Source organism: Scytonema hankhaensis NUACC26, assembly GCF_045865695.1.
GTDB lineage: Bacteria > Cyanobacteriota > Cyanobacteriia > Cyanobacteriales > Nostocaceae > Scytonema.
In genome coordinates, this window is record NZ_BAACAP010000219.1 from 18,119 (window position 1) to 37,454 (window position 19,336).

General features: G+C 40.2%; 17 protein-coding genes. 7 read left to right on the plus strand and 10 right to left on the minus strand.

Annotated features, from left to right (window positions below; translation table 11 throughout):
• Positions 1-174: 174 nt before the first annotated feature.
• Positions 175-2,886, plus strand: coding sequence for a CHAT domain-containing protein (locus tag ACKTT2_RS29870; RefSeq protein WP_407893520.1), 2,712 nt, complete (start codon positions 175-177; stop codon positions 2,884-2,886).
• 152 nt (positions 2,887-3,038) lie between these two features.
• Here ACKTT2_RS29870 and ACKTT2_RS29875 read toward each other — a convergent pair whose 3' ends face one another.
• The 3 genes from ACKTT2_RS29875 to ACKTT2_RS29885 all read right to left on the minus strand — a co-directional run bounded on the left by ACKTT2_RS29875 (position 3,039) and on the right by ACKTT2_RS29885 (position 5,670).
• Positions 3,039-3,995 carry a dioxygenase family protein gene (locus ACKTT2_RS29875; RefSeq protein ID WP_407893522.1) on the minus strand — a complete coding sequence of 319 codons (957 nt, stop codon included), beginning with the start codon at positions 3,993-3,995 and terminating at the stop codon, positions 3,039-3,041.
• A gap of 47 nt (positions 3,996-4,042) precedes the next feature.
• Positions 4,043-4,570, minus strand: a complete 528-nt coding sequence (locus ACKTT2_RS29880) for a DUF928 domain-containing protein (protein WP_407893634.1) — start codon at positions 4,568-4,570, stop codon at positions 4,043-4,045.
• A gap of 248 nt (positions 4,571-4,818) precedes the next feature.
• On the minus strand, positions 4,819-5,670 hold the full coding sequence (locus ACKTT2_RS29885) for a hypothetical protein (protein WP_407893525.1): 852 nt from the start codon (positions 5,668-5,670) through the stop codon (positions 4,819-4,821).
• Positions 5,671-5,865: 195 nt separating this feature from the next.
• Here ACKTT2_RS29885 and ACKTT2_RS29890 point away from each other — a divergent pair, with 195 nt between their 5' ends.
• Entirely contained in the window at positions 5,866-6,291 is a 426-nt protein-coding gene (locus tag ACKTT2_RS29890; protein WP_407893527.1) for a nucleoside deaminase, read from the plus strand.
• On the opposite strand, the gene ACKTT2_RS29895 is transcribed toward ACKTT2_RS29890, so the two are convergent.
• From ACKTT2_RS29895 to ACKTT2_RS29905, 3 genes are all read right to left on the minus strand, one after another.
• Positions 6,284-6,946 carry a response regulator gene (locus tag ACKTT2_RS29895; protein ID WP_407893529.1) on the minus strand — a complete coding sequence of 221 codons (663 nt, stop codon included), beginning with the start codon at positions 6,944-6,946 and terminating at the stop codon, positions 6,284-6,286. The two genes, ACKTT2_RS29890 and ACKTT2_RS29895, sit on opposite strands and share 8 nt — an antisense overlap.
• 56 nt (positions 6,947-7,002) lie before the next feature.
• Positions 7,003-8,202: a sensor histidine kinase gene (locus tag ACKTT2_RS29900; protein ID WP_407893531.1), complete on the minus strand. Its 1,200-nt coding sequence runs from the start codon at positions 8,200-8,202 to the stop codon at positions 7,003-7,005.
• Between the two features lie 137 nt (positions 8,203-8,339).
• Entirely contained in the window at positions 8,340-10,808 is a 2,469-nt protein-coding gene (locus ACKTT2_RS29905) for an EAL domain-containing protein (RefSeq protein ID WP_407893533.1), read from the minus strand.
• A 694-nt stretch (positions 10,809-11,502) separates the two neighbouring features.
• On the opposite strand from ACKTT2_RS29905, the gene ACKTT2_RS29910 reads away from it, so the two are divergent.
• Positions 11,503-11,976: a Spy/CpxP family protein refolding chaperone gene (locus tag ACKTT2_RS29910; RefSeq protein ID WP_407893535.1), complete on the plus strand. Its 474-nt coding sequence runs from the start codon at positions 11,503-11,505 to the stop codon at positions 11,974-11,976.
• A gap of 201 nt (positions 11,977-12,177) precedes the next feature.
• Here the strand turns inward: ACKTT2_RS29910 and ACKTT2_RS29915 are convergent, their stop codons facing one another.
• Positions 12,178-13,929 (minus strand): protein kinase domain-containing protein, encoded by a 1,752-nt coding sequence (locus tag ACKTT2_RS29915; RefSeq protein ID WP_407893538.1) that lies wholly within the window; start codon positions 13,927-13,929, stop codon positions 12,178-12,180.
• A 132-nt stretch (positions 13,930-14,061) separates the two neighbouring features.
• On the opposite strand from ACKTT2_RS29915, the gene ACKTT2_RS29920 reads away from it, so the two are divergent.
• The gene (locus tag ACKTT2_RS29920; protein WP_407893540.1) at positions 14,062-14,514 is read left to right on the plus strand and encodes a nitrate reductase associated protein; all 453 of its coding nucleotides are present in this window, start codon (positions 14,062-14,064) and stop codon (positions 14,512-14,514) included.
• A gap of 88 nt (positions 14,515-14,602) precedes the next feature.
• Positions 14,603-14,812 (plus strand): TOBE domain-containing protein, encoded by a 210-nt coding sequence (locus tag ACKTT2_RS29925; RefSeq protein ID WP_407893544.1) that lies wholly within the window; start codon positions 14,603-14,605, stop codon positions 14,810-14,812.
• A gap of 146 nt (positions 14,813-14,958) precedes the next feature.
• On the opposite strand, the gene ACKTT2_RS29930 is transcribed toward ACKTT2_RS29925, so the two are convergent.
• Positions 14,959-15,096, minus strand: coding sequence for a hypothetical protein (locus tag ACKTT2_RS29930; RefSeq protein ID WP_407893547.1), 138 nt, complete (start codon positions 15,094-15,096; stop codon positions 14,959-14,961).
• A gap of 38 nt (positions 15,097-15,134) precedes the next feature.
• Here ACKTT2_RS29930 and ACKTT2_RS29935 point away from each other — a divergent pair, with 38 nt between their 5' ends.
• Positions 15,135-15,308, plus strand: a complete 174-nt coding sequence (locus ACKTT2_RS29935; RefSeq protein WP_407893549.1) for a hypothetical protein — start codon at positions 15,135-15,137, stop codon at positions 15,306-15,308.
• Positions 15,309-15,600: 292 nt separating this feature from the next.
• Here the strand turns inward: ACKTT2_RS29935 and ACKTT2_RS29940 are convergent, their stop codons facing one another.
• Both ACKTT2_RS29940 and cas6 read right to left on the minus strand, forming a co-directional pair.
• Entirely contained in the window at positions 15,601-17,001 is a 1,401-nt protein-coding gene (locus ACKTT2_RS29940) for an amidase (protein WP_407893551.1), read from the minus strand.
• Between the two features lie 97 nt (positions 17,002-17,098).
• On the minus strand, positions 17,099-18,214 hold the full coding sequence (gene cas6 / locus ACKTT2_RS29945; protein ID WP_407893553.1) for a CRISPR-associated endoribonuclease Cas6: 1,116 nt from the start codon (positions 18,212-18,214) through the stop codon (positions 17,099-17,101).
• A 292-nt stretch (positions 18,215-18,506) separates the two neighbouring features.
• Here cas6 and ACKTT2_RS29950 point away from each other — a divergent pair, with 292 nt between their 5' ends.
• Positions 18,507-19,310: an SDR family NAD(P)-dependent oxidoreductase gene (locus ACKTT2_RS29950; RefSeq protein ID WP_407893555.1), complete on the plus strand. Its 804-nt coding sequence runs from the start codon at positions 18,507-18,509 to the stop codon at positions 19,308-19,310.
• The last annotated feature ends 26 nt before the right edge of the window (positions 19,311-19,336 follow it).

The following is a 19,336-nucleotide window of genomic DNA, read 5'->3' on the forward strand; positions in this document are numbered from 1 at the left end:
TATTCTTGTAAGAACTTTTGAGACTTTATTAAGCTTTAGTTGTGTGTTGGTTCAGATCCCCAGAGAAGTCGGGGATCTTACAGCCACCAGTATTTTGTCAAAAAATTTTGCTAATTAGTTGTAAACACAGAAAAAGCTGGTAATTTATATGTCATCTACTGCTGGAGTAAGCCTGTGCTAAACCCGTATCGCAAGTCTACTCAACGTCAAGTCCTAGGGACACTCTTTCTTGTTAGTCTCGTCTTTTGCTTATCTTTTGCTCAAATTGAAAGAATAATTGCTCAAACTCCCGACGCCAGCCAACTCGTACAGAAAGGCATTGAGCTATACAAAGCAGGAGATTTTCGAGGTGCGATCGCACCCTGGCAAACAGCTTTAAAGTTTTACCAACAAAGCAAGAACGGGAACAACGAAGCTATTGTCAGTGAAAACTTGGCAAGAGCTTATCAGCAGTTGGGGGACAATGAAAAAGCTCTCCGCAATTGGGAACGGGTTACAAAGTACTACCGCGACTCTGGAAAAGAGCAACAATACGGGCGAATGCTAACCGAACAGGCACAAACTTATAGTAATTTGGGACAACCAGGGAAAGCGATCGCATTACTATGTGGTACATTTGACTCACAACCAAAGTCTGACACAAAACTGCAAGAAGAATCGAATTGTTTGCTAGGAAGTGCTTTACAAATTGCTCGTCAGCACAAAGATAAGCTTGGAGAAGTGGCTGCGCTTGGAAGTTTGGGAGAAGCTTACCGTCTGAGGGGTAAGTACGATAACGCAATTAAGTATTTAGAGCAAGCAGATAAGATTACCGAACCAACTCATAAAGCAAAAGTCCTCAATAGTCTGGGTAACGCTTACTTAAATAAAGCACAACAGGAGAAAATTCGTGCTGATTCTGCACAAAAATTGGGGATCGCCAAGGCTGATGAGTTTCAGAAAAATGCGATCGCATATTACAAAAAAGCAGGAGATTCCTTTCAATCTAGCTTGAACCTGACTCGTCAGCAAGGTGACAAAGTTAGTCAAATGCAAGTTCTATTGAATTTAATCCAACTCGATTACCGTCTTCAAAATTGGAATAATTTGACTTCCATATCCCTAAAATCGAACTCGACACGAGAAAACTCTCCATCCGAAATTCACATACAAGAAGCTTTAAATCTGCTTGACAAATTACCGAATTCACAAACTAAAATTTATGCTGCAATAGACTTAGCTAATTTACCTACCAGTTCAAAAGATGCATCATCATCATTAATGCCATGCTCTTCAAATAGAAAACTATCAGATTCACAAGCCACTTCACTACTCCTAAATGCAGTAAAAACTGCTCAAAGTTTACAAGATACTCGTTCTCAGTCTTTTGCTTTTGGAGCGCTAGGTCATTTCTACGAATGTCGTCAAGAATATAAGCAAGCTTTAGACTTTACTCAAAAGGCATTGTGGTCAGCAGACCAAAAGATGCAAGCTAGAGATAGCGTATATTTGTGGGAGTGGCAAACCGGACGTATTTTGAAAGCACTGGATAAAGAGCCAGAAGCATTACCATCTTACCAACGAGCATACACTATTTTAGAACAAATTCGCAGCGATATTCTCTCAGCAGAACGAGATTTACAATTTGATTTTCAAGATGTTATTAAGCCTCTTTATCTTGAGTTAGCGCAATTAAGGCTAGAAGAAGCTTCATTAGCATCTGTTAAGACTGAAAATCGCAAAGAACAATTAAAGAATGCACTTGAAACCATAGATTCTTTAAAACTTGCAGAATTACAAAATTTCTTTGGTAATGACTGTATATTAACGGTCACTAATCCAAAGAATGTAGATGAACTCTTAGGAAAGAGTACTGCTGTCTTTAGTTCTATTTTTCTAAACAAAAACATTGCTATCCTACTCAGTTTACCAAGTGGAGAAAGGAAGCTTGAGTGGATTGAAGCAAGTCGTGAAAATGTAATAGAAGAAATTCAAAAATTTCGTCAAAGTCTTGAAGACGGAACTTTAAATCCAGGTTCCTACGACACCACCCACGCACAAAAGCTTTATGACTGGTTTGTTCGTCCTTTTAAAGAGAGTTTGGACAAAGAACAGATAAAAACACTAGTTTTCGTTCAAGATGGAATTTTGCGTATTGTTCCAATGGCAGCTCTCTATGACAAGGAACAAAAGAAATTTTTGGTAGAAAATTACGATCTTGCCTACACTCCTAGTTTGAAATTAACCGCGCCTAAAGCTCTGAGTCAGCAAGAAAAGCGTGCCTTGATTTTGGGTCTGACCAAACAAGTAGAAGTGGATGGAACAAAATACTCTGCATTACCCAATGTCCAATATGAAATTGATACGCTGAAGAAGCAATTTCCAGAGAATAAACCGTTGATTAATGAAGAATTTAATCAAGAAAAATTAGCTCGAGAACTTAATAAAACGGTCTATCCAATCGTTCACATTGCGACTCATGCTCAGTTTGGTACAATTCCAGAAGACACTTTTATAGTGACTGGAAATGGTAACAAACTGACTATTAATGAGTTAGAAACTTCACTCCGTCAAATAAATGGTGGCTCTCGTGCGGTGGAATTGCTGGCATTGACTGCTTGTCAAACAGCTTTGGGAGATGAGCGTGCTGCTCTTGGTTTAGCTGGTGTTGCGGTGCAAGCCGGAGTGAGAAGTGCTTTAGCAACTTTGTGGTCGGTTTCAGATGCATCAACGTCACAGTTAATGACTGAGTTTTACAGTGGTATAAAATCGGGAATGAGTAAAGCACAAGCTTTGAGTGCAGCTCAACGAAAATTAATTCAGGCTAAGAAAATAGAAGATATCAACGATCAGTATGATAATCCTGCTTACTGGGCACCATTCATTATGATTGGAAATTGGCTTTGACTTGCAGACTACTCCCTTTCCGCCATAAGATTACCGATCTTCTCCTCTTTCTTCGTGTACTTCGTGTCTTAGCGGTTCTATGGCAAACCCCTTTCACCCGGACGACAATTTGTCCGGGTGACAGTTTTAGTTTTGTAGCATAGCTGCTTCTTTTACGGTTTCTGTAGCGTAGCTACATCCATTCCACCAAATATTTTCTTCTCAGAAAAGTTAGTAAGTTTTTCGCTCGCTCTTGTTTCTTCAGCCGCTGGACTGAGAACAAAGTCGAACTTGGTTGTATAGAAGGGCTTATTTACGTTGCGTTCCCAAATTTCATTAGGCGCATCATGCTTCTCTAAGCTTATCAGTAGTGTGGAAGAAGTTACTGCAAAAACTGTATCTGAATGGATGTAAGGGTCATCATCAAAGTATGTCTGTGTTGTGAGAGTTGTGTAACCTCCAGCACTCAACTTGAAATGGATATGAGCAGGTCGTTGTGTATGTCGTCCTAACAACCGCAATACCTGACCGCACGCTCCATCTGCGGGAATAGCGTATCCTATCGGTACTACAGTTTCAAATGTATACTTGCCATCTGCACCTGTTCGGAAACAACCTCGGAAGTTACCTTTGGGCTGATTTGGATCTTGAATATCATACAGACCTTTGGAATTTGATTGCCAAACTTCAATGAGTGTATTGGTAATTGGCATACCATCTGTGTTGACAACAGAGCCAGAGAAAAATAAAGGATCTCCTTCTTTGTCTACACCCAAGCAATCGCCCATCTGACGTTCGGGTGCATTTGGTACATAAACAGGTCCTTCGAGAGTACTCTGAGTGCTTTCTGAATTAGTATGATGCAACAAATCTACTAACTCTGAAAGTCCTAATAAGTCTGTGAGCATAGCAATCTCACCATCTGGCATTTGTACTGAAGGACGACTGACTCGGCTAAGAAAATCACGTCCGATTTGTAATTCTTCTTCAGTCAAATTGACTTCTTTGATAAAGGCGTGTAAATGTGTCACAAGACTCGTGTAAATTTCGTACAATCGAGGATTTGTTTTACCTCCATTGCCGTGATTAATAACGGCTTGAGTAATGTTGTCGAGTGAAATGTTTTTCATGGTTTTTCTCCTAGTTTGTTAGTGAGCTAAGCCAACTTATTTCAAAATTAATGTGCTGGACTACTATTAGCAATTTGCTTTAAGCGATCGCCACGTTTTTGCATCTCCTGACGTTCAGCATTGGTTAATGTATCTGTTGCATTTGGTGCTTCTAAAGCTGTTAGGTCTTGCAGGAGAGTTGAAACTATTGTTGCTGGTTTTTTCTCGCCAGAAAGTTTAAGAGCTTCATCTAAGGCGTTGTACCATAAACCAGCTTCAGCGTATAAGTCGGCTTTTTTGGTTCCGTCTTTTGTCACAGAAAGCTGTTTTGTCAGGGATGATGGCATTTCTACTACTCTAAATTCTGCCCTTTCTACTAAATATCCTTGCGGACACTTGATGGCAGCTTGCCATAAGTATTTTTGTCCTACAGTTAAACCGGGCTGATTCTCTGGTAAAGAGTATTTGTTAATTCCTGCCGAATTTGACGACTGTACTGGTTCTCCTATTGGTTTTGAAGGTTGATTGTTTGAATCAAATTCAAAAATTCGGAGGTCTACTGGATAAGCAATAGAACGGGCGAGGACGCTCCGCAGTCGCCTCTACGGGGGGCTTTGGGGCCCCCTCTGGGGAACTCGGGGTCCCCACCCCGTGGGGATAAGGGGCAGGGGGGAGACCCCCCTTCGGGTTCACCAGTCCCCTACGGCGGGAAACCCGCCTGCTTTCTCTGGATTCACCGCACGGCGCTGCTCTCCGTCCCACAAGATGGATAATTTATTTCTTGGAAATCCCTTACTATGATATCAGTCACGACCAATATGATAATCCAGTTTTCTGGGCACCGTTAATTGAAATCTAGGCAAATCTGGGTCAACGTAGAATATCTACGTTGACCCGATTTTCTTCTAGACCTAGACGCGGCAACGGATACCGCATCTTTTCCCGTGAGAATCGCACTCACCTCGAAAAGCTCCAACTGAATTGGATTGCTTAACAGTCTAGGCTCAGTTACAGGATAACCAAGTTGACCATTAAGCGTAACCTTTCGCGTCCTGTTAAGACGGGCAGTGTAATATTGATGCCTTGGAGTGCCTTTGACACTCCTAGCAAATTGACTCCAATGCGACCAAACGTGCTTCACCTTATTATCCTCGGCGTAGGCGGACGAGTAAGGGAGTAAATGATGTTTATTTGGTGAGCCAGTGCGTTGGGCGGGTTCCCCGACTTGAAGCGACTGGCGAACCCGTAAGGGAAGTCTTTCGGAAAATCTTCGACCACGACACGCTATGACAAACGCAGCCGCAGATGATGAATTCATTCCATACATGGACATGAATTTCGTTAAGCCAATCACACTGCTATAAGCAGGAGCGACTTTCTTGTGATAAATACCGTGTTTTTGACAGGCATTATCCAGTGCATCGTTCCATTGAGAATAAGCGAAAGAAGATAACATTCTTGCGGACTTCTTACCTTTTTCTCGTAACTGTACTTTCTTGTCAGAAAAGTCTAATTTTTCGGAAGCTATAGGAAAATTGTAGAGAGCCGCCTTCAGAGCAATGAATCTGGCAGCATCGCTAAGAATTGCCTCTCGTTGATGAGAATTCTGGGAATGAAGGTCGATTTTATAATCACCAAATTCTAGTAAATTTCCTTGAGCATCGCATACAGCCCACCCAACAGAATCAGCATTCAAATCAATGCCAACATAACCAGAAAGGTATTCTGAGGTGATTTCTCTTAGGTTGATATCTGTCGTTGCTGCAACATACCAGCCATCATTTTTCCAGTAGAAACGAAGTGTTACAGCGCTATATCCTATTATTATGATTGGAAATTGGCTTCGATCGATACTCCTGGCTCCAAACGCTTGATTTGTTAATGAGGTTTTATGAACAAAGAAGATTTTATGCGATTAGCATTGGAAGAAGCTAAGAAAGGGGATGCACCTTATGGCGCTATTCTTGTAAAAGACGATCGCATCCTCGCAAAGGCTTACAATACCGTGAAGCAAGACAGCGATCCCTCTGCACATGCGGAAATCAATGTTATGCGTAAATTAACTGCTAGTCTTCAAAATCCTTCTTTAGAAGGCTACACTATCTATACAACAGGCGAACCTTGTCCGATGTGTGCAACTGCTTGTGTTTGGGCTGGTGTCTCAGAAATTGTTTATGGTGCTTCTATTGAAGATTTAATCTCGGTTAATCAATCTCAAATTAATATATCTTGTGAAGAGGTGATTGCTAAGAGCTTTAGACAAATTCAGGTCACGAAAGGTATTTTAAAGGAGGAGTGTATCAAATTGTTTAGTTAGGGCATTCCCGATTGAGATAGGGTAAAAATGAATTGGCAAAAATGGCTGCTTGAGTGCGATCGCGTAAGTTCAATCGGTTTAAAATATTGGTAACGTGGTTTTTGACAGTTCCTTCTGAGATAAAAAGTTGTTGAGCAATCTCTCGGTTACTAGCACCAGTGGCAATTAATCGCAAAACTTCCTTTTCTCTGGGCGTCAGTTCCACCAAGCCAGATGGTAAAGGTTGGGGTGCATTCACGGGATAAATTTGAGAGAGGAGTTTTTTAACAATTCCTGGTCCTAATTGAGTGTAACCTTTGCGAACAGCACGAATGGCAAAAGCAAGTTCCTCAGAAGGAGTATCTTTCAATAAATAACCTGTTGCACCATTTTGCAATGCCGCTTTCACATATTCATCATCATCAAACGTTGTCAGCACTAAAACTTTAACTTCAGGAAACCGGTTTTGTATTTCTCGTGTAGCTGCAACTCCATCCATAATTGGCATTCTTATATCCATCAAGACTACATCTGGATGTAATTCTTCAATTATGCGAAGCGCCATTTCGCCATTTTCTGCCTCTCCCACAATTTCTAAATCTTCTTCTAATTCCAATAATGCCTTTAATCCTTGGCGAATTAAATTTTGATCGTCAGCTAGTAAGACTTTAATCATAAAATTACGAATTATGAATTATGAATTATGAATATGAAGACGCAAAATAAGATTCATCATTCATAATTCATAACTGTTACTGTAATAGTGCAACCGCGACTAGGAGCAGATTGAATATGAAAATGACCTCCTAATGCTGAAGTGCGATCGCGCATACTTTTTAATCCAAATCCTGTAGTATTTTGCGTCAAATCAAACCCCACTCCATTGTCTTGAATCTTAAGCTGTAGACTCTTATCAATGCCTATTAGTTCCAGTTTAACTTCTGTTGCTTTTGCGTATTTGTAAATATTTGTCAACGATTCTTGAATAATTCGATATATTGGTGTAGCAATTTCAACAGGAACAGAATAAGGCAATTGGATGTGACAAATGGGTGTAATACTCGTAGAACGCTGAAAATTTTCTATTAGCTCCAAAATTGCTTTTTCCAAAGATTTTTCTTGCAAAGGATGCGAACGCATCGTTGAAACTGATTGACGCACATCTTGTAAAGCACTACTTCCCAATTCTTTTGCCGTTACTAAAAAAGTCTTTGCTTTTTCTGGATTAGATTGCCATAGTTTTAAAGCTGTTTCCAATTGCAAATTCAAAGCTGTAAGAGAGTGTCCCAATGAATCGTGTATTTCACGAGCAATGCGGTTGCGTTCTTCTAAAGTTGCTTGGTTTTCAATCTGGAGAGCATACTGACGGAGTTTTTCATTAGCGACCGCCAGTTTTTCTCGACTTTGCCGTTCCGATAAAACTGCATTCATCAACAGCAGAATAAAAACAAGAATTAACCCGAAGACAAGTACAAAACTTAAAATAAAAAACCATAAGCGCTCCTGCTCGATTGGTGACACTACCATGCGCTCTAACCGGCGTCTAAATGTTAGTAAAAATAAGATAAATGATATAATTGCACTTATCAACCGACCGGGTAATTGAAAAATAAAACAACTACGAGTTACGAAAATGAGGTAAGGAAAGGGGAAAAGTCGAGCAGTTCTCCCACTAAAAAACACAATAATTAAAATTAAGAATATTTCTATAGCGGTATAAAATATTTTTGTAATTTTATGACCTGTGGGTAGATATAATCCCATTAAGCCAAAGATAATTAAACTGCAAATCGTCAATTCTGGAAATTGTTGAGAGTAACGATGTGCAGAAAAGGGCATAATTGCCGTAAAAATAGCGACTACCAGTAAGACCCACTCTAGGTAAAGCAAAAATCGAAAAGGATGATTTTTGAACTGAATTGAACGGTCCATAAGTTAGTAGTTAGTAGTTAGTAGTTAGTAGTTAATTGTTAGTTGTTAGTTGTCAAAAGTCTTTCAATCCCCATTGCCCCTCAAGAAGAAGGGAGTCCCGAGTTCCCCAATCGCCAATCGCCAATCGCCAATCCCCATTAAAAAGGACGCGGTTTTGCTATTCCATAGCCCTGGGCATAATCCACGCCAATGGCTTGAAGTTTTTCAAGAATGTCTTCATTTTCCACAAATTCAGCGATGGTTTGAATGCCCATAACATGTCCTATTTGATTAATAGCTTCTACCATTGCCATGTCGATTGGTTCTTCAACAATATGCCGGACAAAACTTCCATCTATTTTAAGATAATCTATTGGCAAATTTTTGAGATAGCCAAATGAGGACATTCCACTGCCGAAATCGTCTAAGGCAAAACGACAACCAAGTTCTCTTAAGGCTCGGATGAAAGTAGCTGCTTTTGTTAAGTTCGCAATGGCGACAGTTTCAGTAATTTCAAAGCACAGAATTTGTGGGGGAATCTGGTGTAATGCTAATTGTTCGCGCACGAAGTCCATAAATTGGTCATCGTTAATACTTGCACCGGAGAGGTTAATAGCATACAAACTGCTACGATCGCTCCTCGATTTGGCATATTCGTCTAATTGTTGTCTTTTGTGCTGTTCTAGGTAAGTAAAAAGATTGCGAATGACCCAGCGATCGATTGGTGGCATGAGATTATAGCGCTCAGCAGCTGGAATAAAAGTCATTGGCGATACTAGACTCCCTTGCTCGTCAATCAAACGCAATAAAACTTCACAATGTTCTTTTCTAGACTCATGGGGAGTGGTGGGAACAATTTTTTGGTAGTAAAGGCAAAAACGATTCTCTTCAAGGGCTTGAGCAATCCGAACTCCCCATTGCATTTCGCCTTGTGCTTTTTCTACTTCGCTATCGTTGGCTTGATAAACATGTACGCGATTGCGCCCATTGTTTTTTGCAAGGTAACAAGCTGCATCAGCTGTACTCATGACAGTACCCATATTTTGAGTTTCTGCATCAATCGGAACTAATCCAATACTGACACCAATATTAAATGCTTTGTTTTGCCATAAAAAACGGAATTCTTGAACGCGCTGCAATATTGTATTAGCAATTCGCAATGCTGGTTCTAGAGGACAGCACTCAAGCAGGATAACAAATTCATCTCCCCCTAAACGCGCTAGAGTATCTGAGGCGCGGACTTGATTCTGAAAGAGTGTTGTCACTTGGCGCAGCAGTTCATCACCTGCAAGGTGTCCGCAAGTGTCGTTGACAATTTTAAATCTATCTAAATCTAAATAACACAAAGCGTGTTGCTGATTTTGTGTTTTGCTGATAGTTAGGGCAAGATCCAAACGACGCTCAAATTCCCGTCGGTTAAATAGCCCGGTTAAAGGATCGTGAGTGGCTTGCCAAGAAAGTTGGTGTGCCATACTACGGGTTTGAGAAACGTCCTGAAACACCATCACTGCACCGATAATTTGACCGTCGCGATCGCGAATTGGTGCTGCTGAGTTATCAATAGGAACCTCACTTCCATCACGGGTAATTAAGATAGTATCCTTAGTAAGATTCACAATGGAACCCAAAGTCAAAACTTTTTCGACTGGATTTTCTACAGGTTCTCTGGTAGTTTCATTAATAATCTTGATAATTTCAGTCAAAGCTTTTCCTCGAGCATCTGCAAGCGACCAACGTGTCATTTGCTCGGCGGTGGGGTTCATGTATTTTATTTGACCGATGGCATCAGTTGTAATAACACCATCTCCAATCGATTGAAGCGTGACTTGAGCGAGTTCTTTTTCTTCATAGAGTGCTTTTTCCAGACGGTTACGTTCCGTGGTATCTCGACCAATATAAACAAAATGTTCTAAGCCTTCTATTTTTGTTGGAAGCTTGGAAAAAGAGATCGTTAAATTTTTACCTGTTTTGCTATAACAAACGAGCTCGCAATCTTTAAATGAGTTTATTGAAATGCAGGGCTTTTTCTGAGGTCGAGCCGAAAAATGAGGCTCGCCAATAACTCTCGAAATAGATTGTAAGATTAAATCTTCTTTACTATATTCCAAAATTTGGAGAGCAGCTTGATTTACTGTGACAATTTGTCCTAAAGCATTTGTTACTAAAAGGACATCGCTTATTGACGTAATTAAATTGTCAATATAAGTGAAAGCAGCCGATAAAGCATTTAAAAGATAATTAATTAAAAAAGCATCTTCATGAGTTTGTTGAAGAATTTTTTGCTCAAAAACCATTCTTTCAGTTGCATCTTCTAAAAGAATAACATATTCTTTTTCAGAAAAATTCACAAATAGATCGATATAAAGAGGTGAAACAATGTCTACATTACGAGCAATTCCCCGTAATTCCAAGCTCTCTTGGTTCTTTTTAAAAATCTCATCAAGGCAATTTTCATATCCTATTAACTCGGGAAAACTATCTCGAATATCTTTTCCCGGAACTGCATAACAGGGAGATTCTGCAAATTTTTGAGCACCTGGAGAAGTTTCTAAAATAATTAAGTTTTTAGAAACTATTAAATATTCTATATGATTTGAAATTAAGCGACTTTCAGTGATGTTATTCATAAAAAATTGCTAGAAAGTTATAAAAATTTAACTTGGATTTATTATCCATACAATACAGTTATATTTTAGAGAGCATCCCAATGAGTGCTTATTGCCCTCAGAATAGAATTCTCTTGCTATACAAACAAAGTCCACTTCCGTGGACTTCTTATTTAGTCCGCGCAGGCGGACGAGCGCTTGTATAGCCGCGATTTCAATCGCTTGGTATTTTTTCCAAATAGGGATGCTCCCATATTTTAAATCTTGTTTAAAAAATATGCTATTATTTTGCTTCAAACGTGGTAAATACTGATTTTTTTTTCTGTATTAACAGAATTTATGAAGAATTACGGATTGACAAAATAATAAAATATGACTTAAGACCTAAATAATTTAAATTTCCATAGCTACTATAGCAATCCTATTTGATTTGTGAAATATATGTAGGTAGGGCTATGCCGCACAAAAGACTTGGTGGTGGGCTGTCTTCCCTACCTACAGTACTTAAAATTGTTTATAAATGATTTAGGATTGCTATATAGAACGCCCTTTTTAGAAAAGTCAAAGTTAAGAAAGATGTATGAATTCAACTAAAATAGAGGGACTATGACTAAAGTCATGGCTAGACTCATGACTTTCTCCTCATGTAACTTATATAAGTAAGATTTTATGCTGGTCACAGCAAGTAGGAGAAGCCCAGGAGATAACTAAGGAAATGAAAATTAAGCACTTATCACTCATAGCAGGAACCATTGCTCTGACTTTAACTGCCACTTCTTGGGCAGTCAACGCCGAAACAACTTCATCCTCACCCTTCTTTGTTGCTCAAGCACAAACCGAACAGACGAAGGGACCGTGGCAACAATTAGGGCTAACAGATGCACAAAAAACCCAACTTCAGGAGATTCGGCGCAATACTCGTGAAGAAATAAACAAGATTTTAACTGAAGAACAACGAACACAACTCAGGAACGCCATGCAAAACCAAAGTGCTAGGCGTGGTGGTCGGAAGCGTATGATGGATTCTTTAAATCTCTCTGACGAGCAAAAAACTCAAATGCGCGAAGTTAAGCGCTCGCAGTGGGCTCAAATGGAAGCAATTCTAACAGAAGAGCAGAAAGCACAGCTCAAAAAATATAGAGAAGAAAGGCGTGCTCGCCGTCAACAGGACCGACAAAATAGACAATAGTGGTTAGTAGCTCAAACTCATATAGCAATCCTAAATCATTTATAAACAATTTTAGGTGCTGTAGGGTGGGCAATGCCCACCAAGAGCGAATGGTGGGCATTGCCCACCCTACTTGTATTTTGTAAATCAAATAGGATTCCTTGTTACTTGGGAAATTGAAAGTGCATCATTTCATCTTGAAGTATGAAAAGCTAAATTTTGTTAGCGAAAATACCTCCGATTGTAACGATCTTGATACTTATTAATATACTCCGCATTCCACCTTTCTAAATTTGATAATAATTCATTAGGAAAATTATCTGGCGAGTATTTCGGACGATACCACGGCTGTCCATCAAAGTACTTTTGTAAACCAAAAGCTTTAAAACGGCGACCGTGACGTGCATAAATCGCATTCCTCATAATATCTAACTCAAAACCATCTTTTCCATCTAAATCTGCATCCGTGACTTCTCTTTGAGAAAGCCAAGAATAATTATTTTGTGTTGCGATGGCATCTCGAAATATTCCTGAAGATGATGTTGAAATTTCTTTAAAAAATAGTCGTTCGGGTGGTGCATTTGGATCTTTACTGGCAAACGCACAATAAGCATTAGAGTTAACTTGTCCGTAAGTTTTTAACAACTCAATACATTTGTTGCGATCGCTAAATCTAGCCACATAAACTGAGAATAACTCCTTATCTGACAAATTTGGATACTCTAGTATCCAAAACATTCCCGCTTGAGGGTAACCAACTGCCTGTAAAGCTTTAACTTGCATCAAAGCAGTTTGTGAAGTTGGATAGGCAGAATCGGCAAGAAAATAAAAAGCATGAGGAAAATTTGCTTTGTTTACATTTTGTCGAGTAGGTTTTGGTGTATTTTGTGCTGAAGAAGGCGTCCCTAATGAAGTGCTTGGCTGTTCTACAGCTTGAGGAGTTCTTGTTAACGCAAGACCAATAATAACAGAAGCTCCTATCAAACCAGCAGCCGCAATGATGCTGAGAGCCAGTATTCCCCTTTGTCCGTTATTTTGAAGAGCAGTTTCACGGGAAGATGCTCCTAGGTTGAAAAGATGAGTTTCTTGAGATTTTGTTGGCAATGCAGGGGGAAAAGATGGTGGTTGTGTCAAAGGAGCAGTGTCAGGAATGAATAAATTGCCAGTCTGCAAAGCTTGCAGCATTTCCCTAGCATTGGAAAATCGATCTCGTGGATGGTATGCGATCGCTCGATTGAGGACTGCTGCCATTGTGACGCTAATATTCGTAGCATGAGTGTGCCAAACAATTTCTCCTGTGGTGGGATGTGTTTGTAACTCTTGTGGAGATTTCCCTGTTAAAAGATAAATAGCAGTCAGTCCCAAGCTATAAAGATCGCTAGCATAAATTGGTCTACCCATTGCTTGTTCGCTAGGCATATACCCCGGCGTCCCAATGATAATTGAGCTTGTCGGGCTACCTTGAGAATTCAGAGCCGTTCCCATTGTTTCTCGCACTGCTCCAAAATCAATCAGCACGGGCTTGCCATCCTGGTAACGTAAAATAATGTTATCTGGTTTGATATCGCGATGAACAATGTGTTTTGAGTGTATGTACTCCAGAACGGGCAATAAATTTGCTAGAATATCCGCGACAGTACTTTCACTTAATACTCCATGTTGTCTGAGTTTAGCTGTTAGGGTATCACCTTCAATATATTCTTGGACTAAGTAAAAGCGATCGTCTAACTGAAAGTAAGCATACAGAGTTGGAATCTGGTCACTGCTTCCACCTAAATCTTCCAAAATCGCGGCTTCTCTCTGAAATCGCTCTTGTACGAGTTGGTAAACTTGAGGATTGTTGTGAATGGGTTTTAGTTGTTTGATCGCGCAAAGTCGCTGTGAAGGTATTTGAGTATCTTCCGCTAAGGAAGTTTCTCCAAATCCTCCACTTCCCAATGTGCGAAGAATTCGATAGCGATTATTCAGCAGCATTTTAACTGGCGATTGCCGATTGGCGATTGGGTGTAGGTAACTTACCTACGATCTATACTATCTATACATACTTTTTTTTATGAGTATACTGACTGCCAATACCCAATCCCTAATATCCAATCCCCAATCCCCATGACTCATTTCTTTGAATTTGAAGCTGATTTTGTTGACTCACTGCGGTGTATTCCTATGCTGGTGCGTTTGAAGTTGGATACTTGTGGTGTTAAACTGAAACTCAATCAGTGGAATCAATTTACTCAAGAAGAACGTCAAGACCTTGTAGAACGACCCTGCAATACAGAAGAAACTATCCAAGAATACCGAGAATTTTTACATCAACTCGTCCAAAACCATACTGGCGAGTCGGCGACTGATTTGCCTGTTGAGGAAAATCCGCCCTGGGTTGATGACCAAAATATACCTGATAGTGTTAGAAGCAAAGCACAGGAGTTTGGGATTGCAATGACTCCACATCAATGGAGAAATTTACTCCCCCTACAGCGATTTGCTCTTATTAAACTCAGTCGTTCTAGTCATGAAAATAAAAACTTTATACCAGCCCTTAAGGAGTTTCACGTTATCTAAAATATTAAAAAAGTATAAAAACTTAAGTATGAAAGGTAGAATTTGTTAGGATAAGCGAGTTAAATTGATACAGGGAACATCAAGCAAAATGCAAGTCAGTGCTCGCAATTCACTGAAAGCGACAGTGAAAAAAGTGGTGGAAGGATCTGTTAACACCGAGGTTACCTTGGAAATCGCACCAGGTGTTGAAGTCATTTCAATTATCACTAAATCTTCAGCCGAAAAGCTTCAACTTACGGAAGGAAAACAAGCATACGCAATTATTAAATCATCAGATGTCATAGTTGCCATTGATTAAAAGTTTTCTTTAATCTTACCTATAGGCGTAGGGTGGGCAATGCCCACCATTCGCTGTTTGTAGTCATTACCCACCCTAACTTGCAGATAAGAAGGTATGATAAAACTTCGTTCATAATGTCATCAAATATAGTCATTTCTAATTATTTACTTTTTCGGTGCATCAAGTCGTGCTATCCAAGCTCGAACAATATCTGAAGCAGATACACCCCTTTTTGCCGCTTCTTGGTGTAGCTGTCTTAATTCATACTCCGTTACTCTAATGACTAGCCTTTTATCTCTCATGTGTATGTACACATAAGATAGCAAAGGAGGTGAAACTTGTGCAATTAGTGGAGCAACGAATTATTAAGATTGGGCATCCAGCATGGGAACAAATAGATGCAATGTCATTTGCTGCTAAAAATTTATGGAATGCAGCACAATACGCGATTCGGCAATCATTTATTTACGGATATGGAGTGCCGTCCTATAACCAAATGGATAAACTGATGTAGCCTACAGAACAATATAAATCGTTGCCAGCTAAAGTCGCACAACAAGTACTTAAATTATTGGATAAGTCAATTCCCCAATGCCTTCGGGACAGGGGATAGGGAGGTCTTAGTTGACCCAATTCGGGTAAATTTAGGTGGTTTTAAAGCTCCAAGCTTGACCCCATTCTAAATGCCTTAAAAGTTCCGCGAACGAAGTAGCAGTTATCTGTTATAGAAAGCTACGTCTGCCTATATTTGACTATCCGGAACTCAACTATTTCCAAGGTTATTTTTTCTCAACACTTGCCACTGGTCAGGTGGTCACTGATAATGGACGATGCTGAATCCATGGATTTGCCGCCTCCAGTTGTGCTGCTACGCTGATTAGAGTAGCTTCTGCAGCAGGGCGTCCTATCAATTGCACCCCTATAGGTAAACCATTGCTGTCAAAACCTACAGGAATTGAGAGTGCTGGTTGTCCGGTAGCATTAGCGGGCGGACAAGGTGCAACCCAACCAATAATTTTTTGGAATGTCTCTTCTGGGCTTAAATCTGCCCATTCTCCAATACGAATGGGAGAATGAAGATAAACTGGCAATACGAGTACATCCACTGATTCAAAAAATGCCACAATCTGTCGAGATGCTACTTGCATTTGATAAACTGCTTGCAGGTATTCCCCAGCCGAACCGCTTCTTTCAAACAACCAGCGAGTAAATGGTTGTAATATTTCTGGAGGAAGACCTGATGAAGCTGGTGCAGTTTGCCAAACAGTTGGAAATGGTTCTACTATCCCACTAAAATCCGGGCATTTCTCTTCTACGATATGACCGAGTTGTTCTAATAATTTGACTGTTTGTAAGACTCCTTGCTCGCAATTGGTATCTGCTTCTCCCATGGGAAGGATTTTTGTAGAATAAGCGATTCGCAATCGCTCTGGTTTGACTTCAGTAGCAGCAAGAAATGATGGTTCTGGATCGGGAAGCCAATATGGATCGCCCGTAACATAACCAGACATGACATCCAAAAGTGCAGCCGCATCTGCAACAGTGCGTCCCAACGAACCGTTCGTTGCAATACCATTCAAGCGATCGCCCACTGGTGCGTGAGTGACTCGTCCCCGCGATGGCTTGATTCCCACCAAACCACAACAAGCAGCTGGTCCCCGCACCGAACCGCCACCATCAGAACCGTGAGCGATCGCACACAACCCTGCTGCTACGGCGGCGGCTGCACCTCCACTCGAACCACCAGGAGTATATTCCAAATTCCACGGATTTCTAGCAGGAGGAAAGCCCCTCGGTTCCGTATAAGGATACGCACCTAGTTCTGAAGTTGCTGTTTTACCCAGAATAATAAATCCAGCGTGCTTAATGCGCGTTACCACACCATCATCATAATTAGGAATATTATTCAATAATGCTGGATTTCCAAAAGTACAAGGGACACCTGCAAGAGAATTCAAGTCTTTGATAGAAATTGGCACTCCAAAAAATAGTGGCAATTCAGAAGCACTTGCAAGAATTTCTGTTTTCGCTCTAGCATCTGCGATCGCCTGCTCTGCTAGCACTGTAAAATAACTTCCCAACTGAGGATTCAACTGCTGAATGCGTTCTAAGTAGACTTGCACCAAGTCTAAGGGCGACACTTCCCGACGACGAACTAACTGTGCTTGTTCTAGGGCTGGGGTAAAAGCTAGATCCAGTTGATTCATTGTGTTGTTTTCAAGTTTAGTTGTGTTTATTCCTAACGTTTTCTATGATTTTTTTTTACCATCAGTCCATTTTAAAACAGCAAGCACTCCTATAGTCTTATTCTTGCTCTTTTAAAGCCCGACGTGCTAATTTCGCATAAGTCTTGACAGTTTCATAAGGCATATCCAAATCTTGTGCCACTACCTGCAAAGACTCTCCCATTTCCCGCCTTGCCAAAATAGTTGCCCATTTCAAGGCTATTTCATCCGCACGTTCTCCTCCAGTTCGCTTGCGTTGCGCTTTAAAAATTTCTATTAAGTCCTCAATTCGTTTTGCCAATACACTTTCCACATCAGGGGTATCTTGGATAACTTGAGATGACCAACCCAAGCGTGTTTGTCCCAAACCAAAAGTAGTTTTATGACCAGTTCCACAATAAGATGCGAGTTTTCCCAAAGCATAAAATAACTGCTTAAACTCTGGTTGTCGTGCTGCGTCTTTAGTCAAACTTAACTCAATTGCCCCAGTAAATCCCGTCACTGCACCTTTTTTCCCTGCTAATACCTTTACAGTTGTTACCTGACAACGATTAATTATGACACTCTCATCTACCCAAGCTAAAAAAGCATCTTGGTCAACAGGTATTCCGGAAAAGTCATTCCAACGTCTGAGGTAGCTATGAAAAATATTAACTGGAACGGGTAAAGGGAGATGATGACCTTTGCGACGGAAACTAGTAGGACTAACAAACGTTAAAGAGACTGTTCCACAGTACTCAGAATCTAACAATTCGGCATAGGTTGTAGGAGGATGTGAAATTTGACACGAAGCGATCGTCAAGGGGGCGTCCCGCAAATCAACTGAAGCAGGTAACTTTTTTACCCACTGTGCCATCCACTTTTGCACTCTACTCGATAAAGCTGTGACGTACCAATGATAAGAAGTGTTTGCCAGTAGTTGTATTTGTCTGCCGCTACTTGTTATGTCTCCATCTAATGCTGAGATAGTAAAGGGCTTTTCGGATTCTTCATCGTGTAGGTATGCTGATAGTTTTGGGTCTGTAGAACGCACGCGATCGAGAAACCAGGCATGAAGTCCGATTGTATATTGGGCGTAAAGATAAGAATCTTTTTGAGGAACTAACTCAAACATCAAGCCCACTAATTCTGTGTTTGGCGACCATTTCAGGTGAGACTGAGGTTTGCTTGGCTTTGTTTGAGAAGGTCGAGGCATGATAATGTTTGAGTTTTTTGTATTTTATCTTGTTTTCATCCCCATATGGGGACACAATAATAAATTTTTATTGATTTTAGGCAAGAGTTTTATTAAAAATCTTTATAAATTAATTATGCATTACCCAAAAATCTTGGTAGGGGCGCAATGCATAGCTTTATAAGGGGGAGGGTTAGGGTGCGGTAAAAAATATTTGATACATCGATCGTGACTTTTCAAACATCCTCTTAGATTATGTATTTATTAATATATATTAGGAATTGTTAACGAAAAAGTATTGGCACTAAACACAATGTCGTTTCTTCAAGAAATCAAAAATGCTAATGCATTGATTGTAGGAGCAAGCCAAGGGATTGGTTTTGGTTTTGTAAAAAACCTACTAGAAAATAATAAAATTACCAAAATTTATGCAACCTATCGTCAACCAGATTCTGCTTCTGAATTGTTAACTTTAGCAGACAAGTATTGCGATAAGCTGGGTACGGCTTGCGCTAAGGGCGCTCGCCACTTAACTTGTCTGTCTATGGATATTACTGATGAATCACAGATTGCTGAAGTTGTCCAAAAGATCCGAGGGGACGTAACGCAACTTCATCTGGTCATTAATTGTGTGGGTATATTGCATGATTCTTCTCTAGAACCAGAAAAAAGTTTAAGACAAATTAATTCTGAAAACTTAATGCGCTACTTCCAGGTTAATAGTATTGGCTCGGTTTTACTCGCCAAACACCTGTTACCCTTGTTGCGTCACAAAGACCGTAGCGTGTTTGCTAGTATTTCTGCCAAACTAGGTAGTATCGGAGATAACCAACTTGGAGGATGGTATGGTTATCGAGCCTCGAAAGCCGCTCTTAATATGTTCTTACGAACAGTAGCGATTGAATATGGAAGAACTAGCCCTAAAACGATAGTCGTTACTTTACATCCCGGTACAACTGATACTCGACTTTCCAAACCGTTTCAAGCAAACGTACCACCTGAAAAATTGTTTTCAGTTGAGCGAACAGTGACTCAATTACTAGGTGTTATTGAACATCTTCAAGACAACGATAGCGGAAAGTTTTTTTCTTGGGATGGTAGTCAATTGCCTTGGTAGCCTTGGTCAGTGACCACCTAACCAGT

Excerpts from the sequence above, each read along its gene's own strand:
- cas6 (WP_407893553.1), bottom strand. The coding sequence starts at position 18,214 with ATGCCTCGACCTTCTCAAACAAAGCCAAGCAAACCTCAGTCTCACCTG.
- ACKTT2_RS29890 (WP_407893527.1), top strand. The coding sequence starts at position 5,866 with ATGAACAAAGAAGATTTTATGCGATTAGCATTGGAAGAAGCTAAGAAA.
- ACKTT2_RS29905 (WP_407893533.1), bottom strand. The coding sequence starts at position 10,808 with ATGAATAACATCACTGAAAGTCGCTTAATTTCAAATCATATAGAATAT.
- ACKTT2_RS29915 (WP_407893538.1), bottom strand. The coding sequence starts at position 13,929 with ATGCTGCTGAATAATCGCTATCGAATTCTTCGCACATTGGGAAGTGGA.
- ACKTT2_RS29940 (WP_407893551.1), bottom strand. The coding sequence starts at position 17,001 with ATGAATCAACTGGATCTAGCTTTTACCCCAGCCCTAGAACAAGCACAG.
- ACKTT2_RS29950 (WP_407893555.1), top strand. The coding sequence starts at position 18,507 with ATGTCGTTTCTTCAAGAAATCAAAAATGCTAATGCATTGATTGTAGGA.
- ACKTT2_RS29930 (WP_407893547.1), bottom strand. The coding sequence starts at position 15,096 with ATGAGAGATAAAAGGCTAGTCATTAGAGTAACGGAGTATGAATTAAGA.
- ACKTT2_RS29925 (WP_407893544.1), top strand. The coding sequence starts at position 14,603 with ATGCAAGTCAGTGCTCGCAATTCACTGAAAGCGACAGTGAAAAAAGTG.
- ACKTT2_RS29920 (WP_407893540.1), top strand. The coding sequence starts at position 14,062 with ATGACTCATTTCTTTGAATTTGAAGCTGATTTTGTTGACTCACTGCGG.
- ACKTT2_RS29910 (WP_407893535.1), top strand. The coding sequence starts at position 11,503 with ATGAAAATTAAGCACTTATCACTCATAGCAGGAACCATTGCTCTGACT.
- ACKTT2_RS29875 (WP_407893522.1), bottom strand. The coding sequence starts at position 3,995 with ATGAAAAACATTTCACTCGACAACATTACTCAAGCCGTTATTAATCAC.
- ACKTT2_RS29900 (WP_407893531.1), bottom strand. The coding sequence starts at position 8,202 with ATGGACCGTTCAATTCAGTTCAAAAATCATCCTTTTCGATTTTTGCTT.
- ACKTT2_RS29895 (WP_407893529.1), bottom strand. The coding sequence starts at position 6,946 with ATGATTAAAGTCTTACTAGCTGACGATCAAAATTTAATTCGCCAAGGA.